The following is a 16,973-nucleotide window of genomic DNA, read 5'->3' as shown; positions in this document are numbered from 1 at the left end:
CCGGCTCGTTCTTTCCCGCAAGGATTTTCCATTGGCCAAGACCAAGACCGTCTACACCTGTACCGAATGCGGCGGCACCGCGCCGCGCTGGGCCGGCCAGTGCCCGCACTGCCAGCAATGGAACACGCTGGTGGAAACGGTGGCCGAGACGGCCGCGTCCAAGCGCTTCCAGCCGCTGGCGGCATCGGCCACGGTGCGCAAGCTGTCGGAGATCGACGCGGCCGACGTGCCGCGCTTTTCCAGCGGCATCGACGAGTTCGACCGCGTGCTGGGCGGCGGCCTGGTGTCGGGCGGCGTGGTGCTGATCGGCGGCGATCCCGGCATCGGCAAGTCCACGCTGCTGCTGCAGGCGCTGGCCAACCTGGCCGGGCAGCGCCGCGTGCTCTATGTCAGCGGCGAAGAATCGGGCGCGCAGATCGCCCTGCGCGCGCAGCGGCTCGGCGTGGAAAGCCCGGCGCTGGGGCTGCTCGCCGAAATCCAGCTCGAGAAGATCCAGGCCACGCTCGAAGCCGAGAAGCCGGAAGTGGCGGTGATCGACTCGATCCAGACGCTGTACTCGGAGGCGCTGACCTCGGCGCCGGGCTCGGTCGCGCAGGTGCGCGAATGCGCCGCGCAGCTGACGCGCATCGCCAAGAGCAGCGGCATCACCATCATCCTGGTCGGCCACGTGACCAAGGAAGGCAGCCTGGCCGGCCCGCGCGTGCTGGAGCATATCGTCGACACGGTGCTGTATTTCGAGGGCGATACGCATTCTTCGCACCGGCTGATCCGTGCCTTCAAGAACCGCTTCGGCGCGGTCAACGAGCTGGGCGTGTTCGCCATGACCGAGCGCGGGCTGCGCGGCATCAGCAACCCGTCGGCACTGTTCCTGTCGCAGCATGAAGAGACCGTGGCCGGCTCGTGCGTGCTGGTGACGCAGGAGGGCACGCGCCCGCTGCTGGTGGAGATCCAGGCGCTGGTCGACACCGCCCACGTGCCCAACCCGCGCCGGCTGGCGGTGGGACTGGAGCAGAACCGGCTGGCGCTGCTGCTGGCGGTGCTGCACCGGCATGCGGGCATTGCCTGCTTCGACCAGGATGTGTTCCTGAACGCGGTGGGCGGGGTCAAGATCACGGAGCCGGCCGCCGACCTGGCGGTGCTGCTGTCGATCCATTCGTCGATGCGCAACAAGCCGCTGCCGCGCGGGCTGGTGGTGTTTGGCGAAGTCGGCCTGGCCGGCGAGATCCGGCCCAGCCCGCGCGGACAGGAGCGGTTGAAGGAGGCCGCCAAGCTGGGCTTCACGCTGGCTGTGATTCCCAAGGCCAACGCGCCCAAGCAGAAGATCGATGGCCTTGAAGTGATCGCGGTGGAGCGCATCGAGCAGGCCATCGATCGCGTGCGGCATCTGGATTGAGGCGTGGACGCTGGCAGCTTGCGTCGCTCTGCCACGGGGCAGGGGCGCAGCCGATGTGGCGCCCAAGGCGGGCGCGGAAAAATCGGTAATAATGCGCAGCAATGCCGCGACCCCGAACTGAACACAACTGACGGCACCCGTTTGCCGGATCACCCCGGATCACCCTTTATCACCGCTATGCAAGCCAATTCCCGCGCCTATTTCCTGCTGATCGCCCTGGTTTCCTTTGGCCTGGTCGGCGTTGCGCTCTACCTGCAGTTCGAAAAGGGCTACCAGCCCTGTCCGCTTTGCGTGATGCAGCGCTTTGCGTTTGTCGGCATCGGCATCTTCTCGCTGCTCGCCGTGGTGGCGCAGAACACGCGCTCGTTGTGGCAGGGCCTGGGCATGCTGTCCGGCATCGCCGGCATTGCTGTCGCTGTTTACCATGTTTCGCTGCTGCTGAACCCCAAGGCGACCTGCGGCATCGACCCGCTGGAGAACTGGGTCAACGCGCTGCCGACCGCCAAGGTGCTGCCGCAGGTGTTCTATGCCGATGGCCTGTGCGCGGCGCCGCTGCCGCCGGTGCTGGGCCTGTCGGTGCCGGCGTGGTCGCTGATCTGGCTGTTCATCCTGACGCTGACGCTGGCGGTGGGGCTGATCCGGCGGGAGAAGAATTTCCGTTGAGGTTGCGGGGATGGCGATGAAGCCGGCGCCTTGGGGCGCCGGTTTTGTTTCAGTGCTACGGACTTTACTGACCCGCTTGTTTGCTCCCCTCTCCCGCGAGCGGGAGAGCGTACGCAAGGGGGTGTCGGCTTTCTTGCAGACGTTGTTTGTGTTTGCTGTCGAGGCCTTGGTCTTCCTCACGCAATCTGCTCGATCTGCTCCTGCAACTCCAGCCACTTCTCTTCCAGCGTGTCCAGCTCGCCATTGACCTCGCCCTGGCGCTTCAGCATCTCCATCAGCTTCGCCTTGTTGGCCTCGGCATAGCTGCTCTCATCGGCCATAAAGCGGTCGATCTCCTCCTTGGTGGTTTGCAGCACCGCCATCCGCTTCTCCACCTTCTCCAGTTCCTTCGTCAGCGGCTTGCGCAGCGCCGACAAGCGCTGGCGCTCGTCGGCCTCGGCACGGCGCTGGTCCTTGCGGTTGACCGTGGCGGCGTCGCCGCCGTTTTCCGCCAGGTGCGCGGCCGTGGCGGCATTGCGCTTGGCGGCGGCCTGCTGCAGCAGCCAGTCGCGGTAGTCGTCCAGGTCGCCGTCGAAAGGCTTGATGGTGCCGTCGGCGACCAGCATGAACTGGTCGGCGGTGGCGCGCAGCAGGTGGCGGTCGTGCGAGACCAGGATCAGCGTGCCTTCGAACTGCGCCAGCGCCATGGTCAGCGCCTCGCGGGTATCGAGGTCGAGGTGGTTGGTCGGTTCGTCGAGCAGCAGCAGGTTGGGCTTCTGCCAGACGATCAGCGACAGCGCCAGCCGCGCCTTTTCGCCGCCGGAGAACGGCTCGATCGGTGATGTGGCCATGTCGCCGCGGAAATTGAAGCTGCCGAGGAAGTCGCGCAGCTCCTGCTCGCGCACGTCGGGCGCCAGGCGCGCGAGATGCTGCAGCGGCGAGTCGTGGTCGCGCAGCGTCTCGAGCTGGTGCTGCGCGAAGTAGCCGATCTGCAGGCCCTTGCCCAGGCGCAGCGTGCCGGTCAGCGGATCCTGCGTGCCGGCCAGCGTCTTGACCAGCGTCGATTTGCCCTGGCCGTTGGCGCCCAGCAGGCCGATGCGCTGGCCGTTCTGGATCGACAGCGCCAGGTTGTGCAGGATGGTCACTGGCGGGTCGGCCTCGGCATAGCCGCAGTCGACGCCGTCGAGCACCATCATCGGGTTGGGCGCGGCGTCGGGCTCGCGGAATTCAAAGGCGAAGCCGGCGGCGACATGCACCGGCGCGAGCCGCTCCATCTTCTCCAGCGCCTTGACCCGGCTCTGCGCCTGGCGCGCCTTGGTGGCCTTGGCCTTGAAGCGCGTGATGAACGATTCCAGGTGCGCGATTTCCTTCTGCTGGCGCGTGTAGGCGGCCTGCTGCTGCGCCATCTGCTGCAGCCGCATTGTCTCGAACAGCGTGTAGTTGCCACCGTAGCGGCGCAGCTGCTGGTTCTCGATATGCACGGTGACATTGCAGATCGCGTCGAGGAATTCGCGGTCGTGCGAAATCATCACCAGCGTGCCCGGGTAGCGCGCCAGCCAGTCTTCCAGCCAGACGATGGCGTCGAGGTCAAGGTGGTTGGTCGGCTCGTCGAGCAGCAGCAGGTCGGACGGGCACATCAGCGCCTGCGCCAGGTTCAGGCGCATGCGCCAGCCGCCGGAGAACGATGACACCGGCTGCGTGACCTGGGGCAGCGTAAAGCCCAGGCCGAGCAGCAGCGCCTCGGCGCGGGCCGGGGCGGTGTAGCCGTCGGCATCGGCATAGGCGGCGTGGGCTTCGCCTTCGGCGGTGCCGTCGCCGCTGGCCTGTGCGGACGCGATGGCGGCTTCGATCTCGCGCAGCCGGGTGTCGCCGTCGATCACGTACTCGACCGCGCTGCGGCTGACCGCCGGCGTTTCCTGCGCCACATGGGCGACGCGCCATTGCGCCGGCACGCTGACATCGCCGCCGTCCGGATGCAACTCTCCCCGCAGCAGCGCGAACAGCGTCGACTTGCCGCTGCCATTGGCGCCGACTAGGCCCACGCGCTCGCCCGGGTTGAGCGTCACGCTGGTGTAGTCGAACAGCACCTTGGTGCCGCGCTGGAGGACAAGCTGGTCGATTCGGATCACGTGCGGGGAAACTTCTGAACGGGGTACTGGCAACTACGCGGAAAAGCCGGCCAAGGCGGGTTGGCGGCGCTGGCCGGCATTGTAGCGTTTCCGGTGCAGGACATGCCCGCGAATGGCGAAACACCAGAAATGCCGCGGCATCGCGCACCGCCCCGGTGCGCCGCATGGCGGTCGGTGCTAGGGATTACCCTCGAACTGCCAAAACTCTATTTTCTTTATGAGTGGGTTGAGTGTAAATTCATTTTCATTCGTTTTTCAGGATGTAACCGGCAGCGTCGCCATGCGCATGCCGTCCCGACCCGACATGACCCAAGGCCATTCGATCTCCGACCGCATCGCGCGCAGCCTGCCCACGCTGACGCCGGCGCACCGCCGCATGGCGGAATACGTGCTGGCCAACCTGTTCCGCGCGGCCACGATGCGCATCGATGAGTTTGCCGCGGCGGTGGAGGTGTCGGTGGCCACCGCCAACCGCTTTGCGCGGGCGCTGGGCTTCGATGGCTATCCGCAGTTCCGTACCGAGCTGGTGCGCGGCTTCGAGGCCACGCTGGCGCCGGTCGAGCGGCTGCGCAGCGAGCTGGAACGGCCCGCGACGGTGGCCGAAGTGTTCGCCGCCTCGCTCGAGGATGCGGCCGCCAATGCCGAAGCCACGCGCCGCGGCATCGATGCGCAGGCGTGCGAGCGCGCGGTCGCGGCGATCCTGGGTGCGCAGCGCGTCTACGTGGCGGGCTTCGGCGCCAGCGGCTTCCTGGCCGGCCTGCTGCAGCATGGCCTGGAAATGCATTGCCGCATGGTGACCTCGGTCGCCGGCGCCGGCGGCGCCTCGCACGCAGCACGCCAGCTGTTCAAGCTGCAGCCGAGCGACCTGCTGATCGTGATCGCCTTCCCGCGCTACGTGACCGACTCCATCGAGCTGGCGCAGCGCGTCAAGGCGCACGGCGGCCGGGTGCTGGCGCTGACCGACGGGCCGACCTCGCCGCTGGCGCCACTGGCCGATATCGCGCTGTACGCGCAGGCCGCCAACCGGCTCTCGGCCAACTCCGATGCGACCGTGCTGGCGCTGATCGAAGCGCTGTGCGGCGCGGTCGCGCACCGCGCCGAGCAGCCGGTCAAGGCCGCCGCCGAAATGACCGAATTCCTGCTGCCGTGGCTCTATGGCACGCCGGGCGCCGAACGCGCCGGCCGCGCCGGGCCGACCGGACCCACCGGGCCAACCGGAGCGCAGCCTACCGAAGACCAGGCGGTGGGCACCACGCGCCGCCGCGCGTCCAACCTCAAGAAGTCCTGAGCCATTCCATGCAACAAGCAGTCATTGCCATCCACGGCGGCGCCGGCACTATCACCCGCGAGGCGATGGACCCCGCGCGCGAACGCGAATACACCGAGGCGCTGGAACACGTGCTGCAGGCCGGCCAGCGCATCCTGGCCGCCGGCGGCACGGCGCTCGATGCCGTGACCGAGGCCGTGCGCCTGCTGGAGGAATGCCCGCTGTTCAACGCGGGCAAGGGCGCCGTGCTGACCCATGCCGGCACCTATGAACTCGACGCGGCGGTGATGGACGGCGCCACCCGCGCTGCCGGCGCGGTCGCCTGCGTCACGCGGCTGCGCAACCCGGTGCTGGCGGCGCGCGCGGTGCTCGACCACAGCGAACATGTGCTGTTTGCCGGCACCGGCGCCGAGGCCTTCGCCGCCGCACAGGGGCTGGAGCTGGTGGAGCAGGACTACTACTTCACGCAGGCACGCCATGAGCAATGGCAGCGCGCCCGCGGTACCGCCGGCATGGCGCTGCTCGACCACGATGCTGCTGCCCTGGCGGCACGGAACATGCCGGCCGACCCGATCGACCCCGACAGCAAGTTCGGCACCGTCGGCGCGGTGGCATGCGACAGCCGCGGCAACCTTGCCGCGGCGACCTCCACCGGCGGCGTGACCAACAAGAAGGTGGGGCGCGTCGGCGATACCCCGGTCATCGGCGCGGGCTGCTATGCCGACGACGTGGTGGCGGTGTCGGCCACCGGCACCGGCGAGATGTTTATCCGCACCGTGGCCGCGCACGATGTCTCGGCGCAGATGCGCTATGCAGGCCTGTCGCTGGAAGAATCGGCACGGCGCGTGGTGATGGAAAAACTGGTCGCCATCGAAGGCCGCGGCGGGCTGATTGCGGTCGACCGCGACGGCAACGTCACGCTGCCGTTCAACACCGAAGGCATGTACCGCGGCTTTGCCCGCGTGGGCGAGGCGGCCAGCGTCTCGATCTACGGCTGATCCCCATATCCGCAAGTCCTGAGCATCACGCAGCAACACTAGGAGTTCCCGTGGCCACTACCCCTGCGCAATCGTACGCTTTTGCCTCCGGCATCGTCCTGCCGCCCGAGCGCGTCGTCTCGGTCGACGGCCTGAGCGTGCGCTTCGCCACGTCCGAACGCACCGTCGAGGCCGTGCGCAACCTGTCGTTCCATGTCGACCGCGGCGAGACGCTGGCGGTGGTGGGCGAGTCGGGCTCGGGCAAGTCGGTCACGTCGCTGGCGCTGATGCGGCTGGTCGAGCATGGCGGCGGCAGGATCGCCAGCGGCAGCATGCTGCTGCGCCGGCGCGGCGGCGAGGTGATCGACCTGGCGCGTGCCGACAACGCGACGCTGCGCAGCGTGCGCGGCGCCGACGTGGCGATGATCTTCCAGGAGCCGATGACCTCGCTCAACCCGGTGTTCCCGGTGGGCGAGCAGATCGCCGAATCGATCCGCCTGCACCAGGGCAAGAGCCGCGCCGCGGCGCGCGCCGAAGCGCTGCGCATGCTGGAGCTGGTGCGCATCCCCGAGGCGCGCCGCGTGCTGGAGCGCTACCCGCACCAGCTCTCCGGCGGCATGCGCCAGCGCGTGATGATCGCGATGGCGCTGTCATGCAAGCCGGCGCTGCTGATCGCCGACGAGCCCACCACCGCGCTGGACGTGACCATCCAGGCCGAGATCCTGCAGCTGGTGCGCAGCCTGCAGGCCGAGATGCACATGGGCGTGGTCTTCATCACCCACGACATGGGCGTGGTGGCCGAGGTCGCCGATCGCGTGCTGGTGATGTACCGCGGCGAGAAGGTGGAAGAGGGCAGCTCCGACGAGGTGTTCCGCGCGCCGGCACATCCGTACACGCGTGCGCTGCTGTCGGCCGTGCCGCGCCTGGGCGCCATGCGCGGCACCGACCTGCCGGCCAAGTTCCCGCTGCTGCGCCTGGACAGCGCCAGGGCCGAGCAGGCCGCGCCGCAGGACACGGTCAGGGCCGGCGCCGCGCCGATCCTGCGCGTGCAGGACCTGGTCACGCGCTTCGACGTGCCCGGCGGCCTGTTCGGCCGCGTCACGCGGCGCGTGCATGCGGTCGAGCAGGTCAGCTTCGACCTCTATCCCGGCGAAACGCTGGCACTGGTGGGCGAATCCGGCTGCGGCAAGTCCACCACGGGGCGTTCGTTGCTGCGCCTGGTGGAAAGCCAGAGCGGCACCATCGAGTTCAACGGCCAGAACATCAGCAAGCTGGAAGGCCCGGCGCTGCAGACCCTGCGCCGCAATATCCAGTTCATCTTCCAGGATCCGTTCGCATCGCTCGATCCGCGCGTGCCGGTAGGCTATTCGATCATGGAGCCGCTGCTGGTGCACAAGGCCGCCAGCGGCAAGGAGGCCGAGCAGCGCGTGGCCTGGCTGCTCGACAAGGTGGGGCTGGACCCCTCGCACGCGGCGCGCTACCCGCACGAGTTCTCCGGCGGCCAGCGCCAGCGCATCTGCATTGCGCGCGCGCTGGCGCTGAACCCGAAGGTGGTGGTGGCCGACGAGTCGGTGTCGGCGCTGGACGTGTCGATCCAGGCGCAGATCGTCAACCTGATGCTCGACCTGCAGCGCGAGCTGGGCATCGCCTTCCTGTTCATCTCGCACGACATGGCGGTGGTGGAGCGCGTCAGCCACCGCGTGGCGGTGATGTACCTGGGCCAGATCGTCGAGATCGGCCCGCGCCGCGCGATCTTCGAGAACCCGCAGCACCCGTACACGAAGAAGCTGATGTCGGCGGTGCCGATCGCCGATCCGGCGCGGCGCCACCTGCGGCGCGAGCCGCTGAACGATGAGATTCCCAGCCCGATCCGCGCGGTCGGCGACGAACCGGTGGTGCAGCCGCTGGTGCAGGTCGCCGGCAGCGCGGGAGCCGGCCATTTTGTTGCGCGGCACGCCGTTGGCGGCGCCTACTGAAACGGAAGTCAATCCAAGGAGAATCGAGATGTCTGCACGGATGGTTTCGCCCAGGCTGCTGGCCGGGCTGCTCATGGCTGGCGCGCTGGCGCCGGTGTCGGCCTTTGCCGCCAAGGACGCGGTGATGGCTGTCGCTTCCACGTTCACCACGCTGGACCCGTACGACGCCAACGACACGCTGTCGCAGGCCGTGTCCAAGAGCTTCTATCAGGGCCTGTTCGGCATGGACAAGGACATGAAGCTGGTCAACGTGCTGGCCGAGAGCTATGACGTCAGCAAGGACGGCCTCACCTACACCATCAAGCTGAAGAAGGGCGTCAAGTTCCACGACGGCAGCGCGTTCGACGCCGCCGCGGTCAAGGCCAACCTCGACCGCGTGACCAACCCCGCCAACAAGCTCAAGCGCTACACGCTGTTCAACCGCGTGGCCAGGACCGACGTGGTCGACGCCAACACCGTCAAGGTCACGCTGAAGGAGCCGTTCTCGCCGTTCATCAACGTGCTGGCGCACCCGTCGGCGGTGATGATCTCGCCGACGGCGCTGCAGAAGTACGGCAAGGAGATTGCCTTCCACCCGGTCGGCACCGGCCCGTTCGAGTTCGTCGAGTGGAAGCAGCCCGATCACCTCAAGGGCAAGAAGTTTGCCGGCTTCTGGAAGACCGGCTACCCGAAGATCGACACCATCACCTGGAAGCCGGTGGTCGACAACAACACGCGCGCCGCCGTGATGCAGACCGGCGAGGCGGACTTTGCCTTCAGCATCCCGTTCGAGCAGGCCGCGGTGCTGAAGAACAGCGCCAAGGTCGAGCTGATCGCGTCGCCGTCGATCATCCAGCGCTACCTGAGCCTGAACACCACGGTCAAGCCGTTCAACGACCCCAGGGTGCGCCAGGCCATCAACTACGCCATCAACAAGGACGCACTGGCCAAGGTGGCGTTCGCCGGCTATGCCGTGCCGGCCGAAGGCGTGGTGCCGCCGGGCGTGGACTATGCCGAGAAGCTGGGCCCGTGGCCGTATGACCCGGCCAAGGCGCGCGCGCTGCTGAAGGAGGCCGGCTATCCGAACGGCTTCGACACCACGCTGTGGTCGGCGTACAACCACACCACCGCGCAGAAGGTGATCCAGTTCGTGCAGCAGCAGCTGCAGCAGGTCGGCATCAAGGCGCAGGTGCAGGCGCTGGAAGCGGGCCAGCGCGTGGAAAAGGTCGAAAGCGTGCAGAAGCCGGAAGACGCCGGCGTGCGCATCTACTACATCGGCTGGTCGTCGTCGACCGGTGAATCGGACTGGGCGCTGCGTCCGCTGCTGGCTTCGGAATCGATGCCGCCCAAGCTGCTGAACACCGCCTACTACAAGAACGACCAGGTCGATGCGGATATCGCCGGCGCGCTGCGCACCACCGACCGCAGCGAGAAGGCCCGCCTGTACAAGGACGCGCAGGAACGCATCTGGAAGGATGCGCCGTGGGCCTTCCTGGTGACGGAGAAGGTGCTGTTCGCACGCAGCAAGCGGCTGACCGGGGCGTATGTGATGCCGGATGGGTCGTTCAATTTTGATGAGATCGATGTCAAGCAGTGAGGGGTGAGATGAGCGGCGGCACTTCGTTGAGGTGCTGGCCCTCACCCCCGCCCCTCTCCCGCGCGCGCGGGAGAGGGGAGAACGCAGTGGGTCGTTCCAGCTCCGGCGGTTTGCTCCCCTCTCCCGCATGCGGGAGAGGGGCCGGGGGTGAGGGCGGGCGCCGGCAGTACTCTGGCCGCCTCAAAGGACCCCGCCCAACCGAGCAGTAAAGCAGTAAGCCGATGGTGGCCGCCTGCCCGCGACGCGGGGTTCGCAGGCAGGCGTCCCGCGGCCTTTCTTCATGGTGTGCAATGCTGAACTACTTCCTCAAACGCGTGCTGGGCGTGATCCCCACGCTGCTGATCGTGGCAGTGCTGGTGTTCCTGTTCGTCCACCTGCTGCCGGGCGATCCCGCGCGGCTGGCGGCGGGCCCCGAGGCCGACTCGGCCACGGTCGAGCTGGTGCGCAAGGACCTGGGCCTGGACCGGCCGCTGCCCGAGCAGTTCGTCAATTTTTTCTCCAATGCGATCCGCGGCGAGTTCGGCCATTCGCTGCGCACCAAGCGTCCGGTGAGCGAAGAGATCGGTGACCGCTTCATGCCGACGCTGCTGCTGACGGTGGCGTCGATGGCCTGGGCGGTGGTGTTCGGCATGGCGATCGGCATCGGCTCGGCGGTATGGCGCAACCGCTGGCCGGACCGGCTGGGCATGACGCTGGCGGTCTCGGGCATTTCGTTCCCCGCCTTTGCGCTCGGCATGCTGCTGATGGAGGTGTTCTCGGTGCAGCTGGGCTGGCTGCCGTCGATCGGCGCCGACAGCTGGAAGCACTACGTGCTGCCGTCGATCACGCTGGGCGCCGCGGTGGCGGCGGTGATGGCGCGCTTTACCCGCGCTTCGTTCGTCGAGGTGCTGCAGGAAGACTTTATCCGCACCGCCCGCGCCAAGGGCGTGCGCGAAACGGTGGTGGTGGCCAAGCACGGCCTGCGCAACGCGATGATCCCGGTGGTGACGATGATGGGCCTGCAGTTCGGTTTCCTGCTGGGCGGCTCGATCGTGGTCGAGAAGGTGTTCAACTGGCCGGGGCTCGGGCGCCTGCTGGTCGATGCCGTCGAGATGCGCGACTACCCGGTGATCCAGGCCGAGGTGCTGCTGTTCTCGCTCGAATTCATCCTGATCAACCTGGTGGTGGACATGCTCTACACCGTGATCAATCCCACCATCCGCTACAAGTGAGGCCGGCATGACTGAGCTTTCCACGCCCGCCGCAAGCGAAGCGGCACCTGCAACCGCCCCCGTGCCGGAGGCCGTGCGCACGCCCTGGACCGAGTTCTGGCGCAAATTCCGCAAGCAGCACCTGGCGCTGGGCGCCGGCGTGTTCGTGCTGCTGCTGGTGCTGGTCGCCGTGCTGGCGCCGCATATCGTGCCGTACGACCCCGAGAATTTCTTTGACTACGACGCGCTCAACGCGGGTCCGTCGGCCGCGCACTGGATGGGCGTCGATTCGCTCGGGCGCGATATCTTCAGCCGCATCCTGGCCGGGGCGCGCATCTCGCTGGCGGCGGGTTTCCTGTCGGTGATCATCGGCGCGGTGATCGGCACCGTGCTGGGCCTGCTGGCCGGCTACTACGAAGGCTGGTGGGACCGCATCGTGATGCGGATCTCCGACGTGCTCTTTGCCTTCCCGGGCATCCTGCTGGCGATCGGCATCGTGGCGATCCTGGGCAACGGCATGACCAACGTGATCTTCGCCGTGGCGATCTTCAGCATCCCGGCGTTCGCGCGGCTGGTGCGCGGCAATACGCTGATGCTGAAGCGGCTGACATACGTCGAGGCGGCGCGCAGCATCGGCGCGTCGGACTGGACCATCCTGATGCGCCATATCCTGCCGGGCACGGTGTCGTCGATCGTGGTGTATTTCTCGATGCGGATCGGCACCTCGATCATCACCGCGGCCAGCCTGTCGTTCCTGGGGCTGGGCGCGCAGCCGCCCACGCCGGAGTGGGGCGCGATGCTCAACGAAGCGCGCGCCGACATGGTGACCGCACCGCACGTGGCGATCTTCCCGAGCCTGGCGATCTTCCTGACGGTGCTGGCGTTCAACCTGCTTGGCGACGGCCTGCGCGACGCGCTGGATCCCAAGATCGACCGGCGCTAAAGCCATGCAGACCTCGACGCAGGGCGTACCGCGCATCGGCACTCTGCCGGCCGGATCGCGCGACAGCATTGCCGACGTGCCGGGCGTGACCGTGGGCCACTGCACGCTGGCGCAGGATGCGGTGCAGACCGGCGTCACCGTGATCCGCCCGCACGGCGGTGATCCGTACCGCGACAAGGTGCCCGCGGCGGCCACCGTGCTCAACGGCTTCGGCAAGAGCATCGGACTGGTGCAGGTGGACGAACTGGGCGTGCTGGAGACGCCGGTTGCGCTGACCAACACCTTCTCGGTCGGCGCCGTGGCGCAGGCACAGATCCGCGCCGCGATCGCCGCCAACCCGGAGATCGGGCGCGCGTGGCCGACCGTCAATCCGCTGGTGTTCGAATGCAATGACGGCTACCTGAACGATATCCAGCGCATGGCCGTGGACGGCAGCCACTATGACGCCGCGCTGGCCGCTGCCGGCCAGGAGGTCGTGCAGGGCGCGATCGGTGCGGGGCGCGGCATGTCGTCGTTTGGCGTCAAGGGTGGTATCGGCACGGCGTCGCGCATGGTGTCGTGCATGGCGCAGCGCTATTGCGTCGGCGCGCTGGTGCTGGCCAACTTCGGCACGCCGGAGTCGCTGACGCTGGCGGGCAAGCTGGTCGGGCCGCAGCTGGCGCAGCGGCTGGCGCAGCCCGACGCGGCGGCGCAGCCTGAAAAGGGCTCGATCATCATGGTCGTGGCCACCGACGCGCCGCTGGACGCGCGCCAGCTGCGCCGGCTGTCGCTGCGCGCTGGGGCGGGCTTAGCGCGTACCGGCTCGGTGTTCGGGCACGGCTCGGGCGATATCGCGCTCGCGTTCTCGACCGCCTGTACCGTCCCGCACCAGGCGGATCGCGCCATGCCCGCCATCGCCATGCTCCACGAAACGCTGCTCGACCCGCTGTTCCGCGCCGCCGCGGACAGTGTCGAGCAGGCCATCGTCCATGCGCTCTGGCATGCGGCGACGGTGCAGGGCCGCGACGGCCATGCCCGCCGCGCCTTGCTGGAGGTCCTGCCAGAACTGCACCAGTCTGCCTGATCCGCCTGATGAAGATCCTGATTTCCACCGATATCGAGGGCGTTGCCGGCGTCTTCCACGCCGAGCAGACCCGCCCCGGCAACGGCGAATACGAACGCGCCCGCGCCTGGATGACCGCCGAGGCCAATGCCGCCGTCGCCGGCGCCTTTGCCGGCGGCGCCACCGAAGTGCTGGTCAACGACTCGCATGGCGGCTTCCGCAACCTGCTGCCGGACCAGCTCGACCCGCGCGCGCGGCTGGTGCTCGGCAAGCCGCGCTACCTCGGCATGATGGCCGGCATCGAGGACGGCGCCGACGGTGTGCTGATGATCGGCTACCACGGCCGCGCGCAGAGCCGCGGCGTGCTGGCGCACACCATCAACAGCGGCGCCTTCGCCCGGGTCTGGCTCAATGGCATGGAGCTGGGCGAGGCCGGCCTCTACGGCGCGCTGGCCGGAGAGCTGGGCGTGCCGGTGCTGATGGCCAGCGGCGACGATGTCTTCGTGCAGGAAACCCGGCCGCTGATGCCGTGGGCGCGCTTTGCCGGGACCAAGCGTGCCGGCGGCTTCGGCAGCGGCACCACGCTGTCGCCGGCCGCGGCGCGCGAGGCGATCCAGGCGGCCGCGGCCGACGGCGTGCGCGCCGCGGCGCAGGCGCAATGCCTGCGGCTCGCCACGCCGGTGAATGCCCGGCTGCAGACCCTGACCCCGGCGCATGCCGACCTGTTCTGCCAGTGGCCGGCGCTGGAACGCCTGGACGGCGTGACGCTGGGCTTGCAGGCCGATTCCGTGCAGGCAGCGGTGCGCATGCTCAACTGCCTGTCGGCGATGTCGTTCATGCTGAAGTAGCGCCTGCCGGCAGCGGATCCCGCGGATCGGCGACAATAGCGGGTCCGCAGCCAACCAGCATCAAGCATTCGCATGACCCAGGCACACGACGGGGGCTGGATCCCCGTACGCAAGGACTTCGTCGACTTGGACACCCGCTGCCAGGCGCGCGGCAACAGCCGCCGGCACCACGGTTTCCCCCACGGGCAGGCCTATATCCTGCGCGACGCCGCCGGGCATGAGTACCCGTTCGGCGAGGATTGCGCCCGCGCCGCGGTGGCGCATCCCGGGCTGCTGCTGCAGGTGCCGGACTACACCGAGCGCGACGTGGTGCCGCGCACGTCCTTGCCCGACCCGATCCCCGCCGGCGCCCGGCGCGGAGGGGGCGGACGGCGCAGTGCGGCCGAAACCGCGGCGGCCGAGCGCCTCGCCGCCATCCGCTACCTGGTGCTGCGCATGGAGAAGGTGGCCGCCGTGCCGCGCGTGCAGCCTACCGTGCATTTTCCCGCGCTGGAGGCGGTCTATGAGCAATACCTGCGTACCGGCGACCTGGCCAGCGCCCAGGTGCGCCGCATCCTGGCGATCGAGCGTGCCCCCGGCACGCCGCCGCGGCTGCGTGCCACCAACCTGCTCGACGTCTACACCGCCCATGTCAAGCTGGAGCGGCTGATCGCCGCATCCAACAGCGTCGAGAACATCCGCTTCCTGCGCGGCCTGCACGACTGGCTGGCGCGCCACCTGGTGATGACCGCCAGCCAGCTGGCCGCGGCTGGGATCGAGATGCACCCCCGTGCCTTCACTTCGCCCGGCATCTGGGGCCCGGAGGCGGAAGCGGCAAGTCCGGCCCCGGCGCGTCCCGACCCGACCGGCTCGCTGTTCTAGCCCCGGCTGGCAGAACCGGCGGAAATGGCGTCTAATGGCCTGCATCGCCATCCGCCGGTGACGCCATGAGCCCTTTTTCGCGCAGCTACGCCGAAGCCCGCCAGAAATTCCTTGATGCCGCGCGTGCGGTCGGGGCCGACCTGGCGCAGTTCCCGCATCCGACCCGCCGCGGCAGCGCCGGCGAGGACCTGGCGATCGACGTGGCGCAGGTGGGCCCGCCCGGCGCGCGGCAGTGCCTGATGGTGACTTCCGGTACCCATGGCGCCGAGGGCTTCGCCGGCTCCGGCGCACAGATCGCGATGCTGAACGACGCCGGGCTGCTGGCCGATTGCGCCGCTGCCGGCACCAGCCTGCTGCTGGTCCATGCCATCAATCCTTACGGCTTCTCGCACCTGCGGCGGGTCAACGAAGACAACGTCGACCTGAACCGCAACTTCATGGATTTCTCGCAGCCGCTGCCGCATAACGGGCCTTATGCCGAGATCGCGCCGCTGCTGCTGCCGGCGCAGTGGCCGCCATCCGGCGCCGACCAGGCGCGGCTGATGAAGACCGTGGCCGAGCGCGGCATGGCGTGGTACCAGGCCGCGCTCAGCGGCGGCCAGTACCAGGATCCGGACGGCATGTTCTTCGGCGGCACCAAGGCGACCTGGAGCAACTACACGCTATGCCGCATCCTGGCTCGCTTCGGCGCCGGGCGCGAGGCGCTGCGCTGGATCGACGTGCACACCGGGCTGGGGCCGTGGGGCTACGGCGAGCCCATTCACATGGGCCCGGACACGCCCGAATCGCTGACGCGCACGCGCGCGATCTGGGGCAGCCGGGTGACGTCGATCTATGACGGCTCGTCGACCTCGGCCAACCTGACCGGGCTGGCCTGGCATGCGGTGCCGCAGACGCTGCCGGGGATCGACTATGCCGGCATCGCGCTGGAGTTCGGCACGCTGCCCGTGGGCGAGGTGCTGGACGCGCTGCGCGGCGACCACTGGCTGCACCGGCACCCCGAGGCGGACGAGAACCAGCGCGCGCTGGTGCGCGGGGCGATGTGGCAGGCCTTCTACGGCGATGCCGACGACTGGCGCGACGGCGTGGTGGCGCAGGTGACCGACGCCGTGCGCAGCACGCTGGCCGCGGCCTGAGCGGGCCTGATGGCGGAGCCGGGGCGCTCCCTCAGATTTCCATCTCCTCGCACCACTTGACCACCGCGTCGCGGAAGTCCTGGCAGATCGGCGACAGGTAGCCGCCGGCGCGCCACAGCACCGCCAGCTCGTGCTGCCACGACATGCCCGGCCCGGCGATGGCCTGCAGGCCCTGTCCCTCCGCCTGCCTGAGGATGCGCGGCGGCATGATGCCGAGCAGGTCGGAGTGCCGCAGCAGCTCGCCGAACGCAACCGGCGAGGCCGTGCTTTCCACCGCCACGCGCGGCGGCGGCAGGCCCACCGAGGTGAACCGCTCCTCCAGCCACTGGCGCAGGTACAGCGAGCTGGCGGGGACGGCCCAGCGCTCTTCGGTCAGGTCGGCCAGCGTGCGGAAGCGGTCCCGCCGCGGATGGCCGCTGCGGCAGACGATCTGCATGGTCAGCGGCCCCAGCGGCAGCCAGCCGATGTCCTCCGGCACGCTGGCCGGGCGCGCGGCCAGGATCAGGTCGGCGTCGCCGTTCTGCAGCATCGCCATCAGGCGCGCGCTCAGGTGCGTCTCGATCGAAAACACCGCCAGCGGGCGGCTGACGAAGAACTGCGCCAGCAGCGGCGACAGCAGCGACGGCACCAGGTAAGGGATGGCGCCGAGCCGCACGGTGCCGGCGCGCGCCAGCCGCTGCTCCGCCAGTTCATTGCGCAGGTCGGTTGCCGCCAGCGAGATCCTGCGCGCATGCGCCAGCAGCGTCTTGCCGACGCTGGTCGGCACCAGCCCGCGCGGGGTGCGCTCGAACAGCGGCATGCCGGCCTCGCTCTCCAGCCGCGCCAGCGTCTTGGACAGGCCGGACTGGGTCATGCCGAGCGTGTCGGCCGCGCGATGCAGGTTGCCGTGTTCGCTGACTACCAGGAAGGCTTCAAGATCCTCGAATCGCATGGGACGTACCGGGGTACCGGGCAATGGGGGCCGCGCTGGCGTGGAGCGGGCCATTGTAGCGC

At 68.8% G+C, this 16,973-nt stretch carries 14 protein-coding genes; 12 read left to right on the top strand and 2 right to left on the bottom strand.

Features of this window, described 5'->3' with window-relative positions; translation table 11 throughout:
• Positions 1–31: 31 nt before the first annotated feature.
• Together radA and JTE92_RS22245 are read left to right on the top strand one after the other, a co-directional pair.
• Positions 32–1,393, top strand: coding sequence for a DNA repair protein RadA (gene radA, locus JTE92_RS22250; RefSeq protein WP_063237918.1), 1,362 nt, complete (start codon positions 32–34; stop codon positions 1,391–1,393).
• Between the two features lie 177 nt (positions 1,394–1,570).
• Positions 1,571–2,056: a disulfide bond formation protein B gene (locus JTE92_RS22245; RefSeq protein ID WP_063237917.1), complete on the top strand. Its 486-nt coding sequence runs from the start codon at positions 1,571–1,573 to the stop codon at positions 2,054–2,056.
• 176 nt (positions 2,057–2,232) lie between these two features.
• Here JTE92_RS22245 and JTE92_RS22240 read toward each other — a convergent pair whose 3' ends face one another.
• Positions 2,233–4,164 carry an ATP-binding cassette domain-containing protein gene (locus JTE92_RS22240; RefSeq protein ID WP_063237916.1) on the bottom strand — a complete coding sequence of 644 codons (1,932 nt, stop codon included), beginning with the start codon at positions 4,162–4,164 and terminating at the stop codon, positions 2,233–2,235.
• 304 nt (positions 4,165–4,468) lie between these two features.
• Between JTE92_RS22240 and JTE92_RS22235 the strand changes: the two genes are divergently transcribed.
• From JTE92_RS22235 to JTE92_RS22190, 10 genes are all read left to right on the top strand, one after another.
• The gene (locus tag JTE92_RS22235) at positions 4,469–5,452 is read left to right on the top strand and encodes a MurR/RpiR family transcriptional regulator (RefSeq protein WP_063237915.1); all 984 of its coding nucleotides are present in this window, start codon (positions 4,469–4,471) and stop codon (positions 5,450–5,452) included.
• 8 nt (positions 5,453–5,460) lie between these two features.
• A complete protein-coding gene (locus JTE92_RS22230; RefSeq protein ID WP_063237914.1) occupies positions 5,461–6,429 on the top strand; it encodes an isoaspartyl peptidase/L-asparaginase family protein in 969 nt (322 codons plus the stop codon).
• Between the two features lie 50 nt (positions 6,430–6,479).
• On the top strand, positions 6,480–8,384 hold the full coding sequence (locus JTE92_RS22225; RefSeq protein ID WP_063237913.1) for a dipeptide ABC transporter ATP-binding protein: 1,905 nt from the start codon (positions 6,480–6,482) through the stop codon (positions 8,382–8,384).
• A 28-nt stretch (positions 8,385–8,412) separates the two neighbouring features.
• Positions 8,413–9,960 (top strand): glutathione ABC transporter substrate-binding protein GsiB, encoded by a 1,548-nt coding sequence (gene gsiB / locus JTE92_RS22220; RefSeq protein ID WP_063237912.1) that lies wholly within the window; start codon positions 8,413–8,415, stop codon positions 9,958–9,960.
• 290 nt (positions 9,961–10,250) lie between these two features.
• Complete coding sequence (gene gsiC, locus JTE92_RS22215; protein WP_063237911.1) at positions 10,251–11,171, top strand: glutathione ABC transporter permease GsiC; 921 nt, start codon at positions 10,251–10,253, stop codon at positions 11,169–11,171.
• Positions 11,172–11,178: 7 nt separating this feature from the next.
• On the top strand, positions 11,179–12,093 hold the full coding sequence (gene gsiD, locus JTE92_RS22210) for a glutathione ABC transporter permease GsiD (RefSeq protein ID WP_063237910.1): 915 nt from the start codon (positions 11,179–11,181) through the stop codon (positions 12,091–12,093).
• A gap of 4 nt (positions 12,094–12,097) precedes the next feature.
• Positions 12,098–13,156, top strand: a complete 1,059-nt coding sequence (locus tag JTE92_RS22205) for a DmpA family aminopeptidase (RefSeq protein ID WP_063237909.1) — start codon at positions 12,098–12,100, stop codon at positions 13,154–13,156.
• An 8-nt stretch (positions 13,157–13,164) separates the two neighbouring features.
• Positions 13,165–13,983, top strand: coding sequence for a M55 family metallopeptidase (locus JTE92_RS22200; RefSeq protein WP_063237908.1), 819 nt, complete (start codon positions 13,165–13,167; stop codon positions 13,981–13,983).
• A gap of 72 nt (positions 13,984–14,055) precedes the next feature.
• Positions 14,056–14,844 (top strand): hypothetical protein, encoded by a 789-nt coding sequence (locus JTE92_RS22195; protein WP_063237907.1) that lies wholly within the window; start codon positions 14,056–14,058, stop codon positions 14,842–14,844.
• A 65-nt stretch (positions 14,845–14,909) separates the two neighbouring features.
• Entirely contained in the window at positions 14,910–15,980 is a 1,071-nt protein-coding gene (locus tag JTE92_RS22190) for a M14 family metallopeptidase (protein ID WP_063237906.1), read from the top strand.
• A gap of 31 nt (positions 15,981–16,011) precedes the next feature.
• On the opposite strand, the gene JTE92_RS22185 is transcribed toward JTE92_RS22190, so the two are convergent.
• Positions 16,012–16,911: a LysR family transcriptional regulator gene (locus JTE92_RS22185; protein ID WP_063237905.1), complete on the bottom strand. Its 900-nt coding sequence runs from the start codon at positions 16,909–16,911 to the stop codon at positions 16,012–16,014.
• Between the last annotated feature and the right edge of the window lie 62 nt (positions 16,912–16,973).

The organism is Cupriavidus oxalaticus (assembly GCF_016894385.1).
Taxonomy (GTDB): Bacteria; Pseudomonadota; Gammaproteobacteria; order Burkholderiales; family Burkholderiaceae; genus Cupriavidus; species Cupriavidus oxalaticus.
The sequence above is the reverse complement of the archived record's forward strand: the minus strand, read 5'-3'. Positions and strand labels throughout refer to the sequence as shown.

Coding starts and splice junctions, on each gene's coding strand:
- JTE92_RS22190 (WP_063237906.1), top strand. CDS start 14,910: ATGAGCCCTTTTTCGCGCAGCTACGCCGAAGCCCGCCAGAAATTCCTT.
- JTE92_RS22230 (WP_063237914.1), top strand. CDS start 5,461: ATGCAACAAGCAGTCATTGCCATCCACGGCGGCGCCGGCACTATCACC.
- JTE92_RS22185 (WP_063237905.1), bottom strand. CDS start 16,911: ATGCGATTCGAGGATCTTGAAGCCTTCCTGGTAGTCAGCGAACACGGC.
- JTE92_RS22235 (WP_063237915.1), top strand. CDS start 4,469: ATGACCCAAGGCCATTCGATCTCCGACCGCATCGCGCGCAGCCTGCCC.
- JTE92_RS22245 (WP_063237917.1), top strand. CDS start 1,571: ATGCAAGCCAATTCCCGCGCCTATTTCCTGCTGATCGCCCTGGTTTCC.
- gsiC (WP_063237911.1), top strand. CDS start 10,251: ATGCTGAACTACTTCCTCAAACGCGTGCTGGGCGTGATCCCCACGCTG.
- JTE92_RS22195 (WP_063237907.1), top strand. CDS start 14,056: ATGACCCAGGCACACGACGGGGGCTGGATCCCCGTACGCAAGGACTTC.
- gsiD (WP_063237910.1), top strand. CDS start 11,179: ATGACTGAGCTTTCCACGCCCGCCGCAAGCGAAGCGGCACCTGCAACC.
- JTE92_RS22200 (WP_063237908.1), top strand. CDS start 13,165: ATGAAGATCCTGATTTCCACCGATATCGAGGGCGTTGCCGGCGTCTTC.
- gsiB (WP_063237912.1), top strand. CDS start 8,413: ATGTCTGCACGGATGGTTTCGCCCAGGCTGCTGGCCGGGCTGCTCATG.
- JTE92_RS22205 (WP_063237909.1), top strand. CDS start 12,098: ATGCAGACCTCGACGCAGGGCGTACCGCGCATCGGCACTCTGCCGGCC.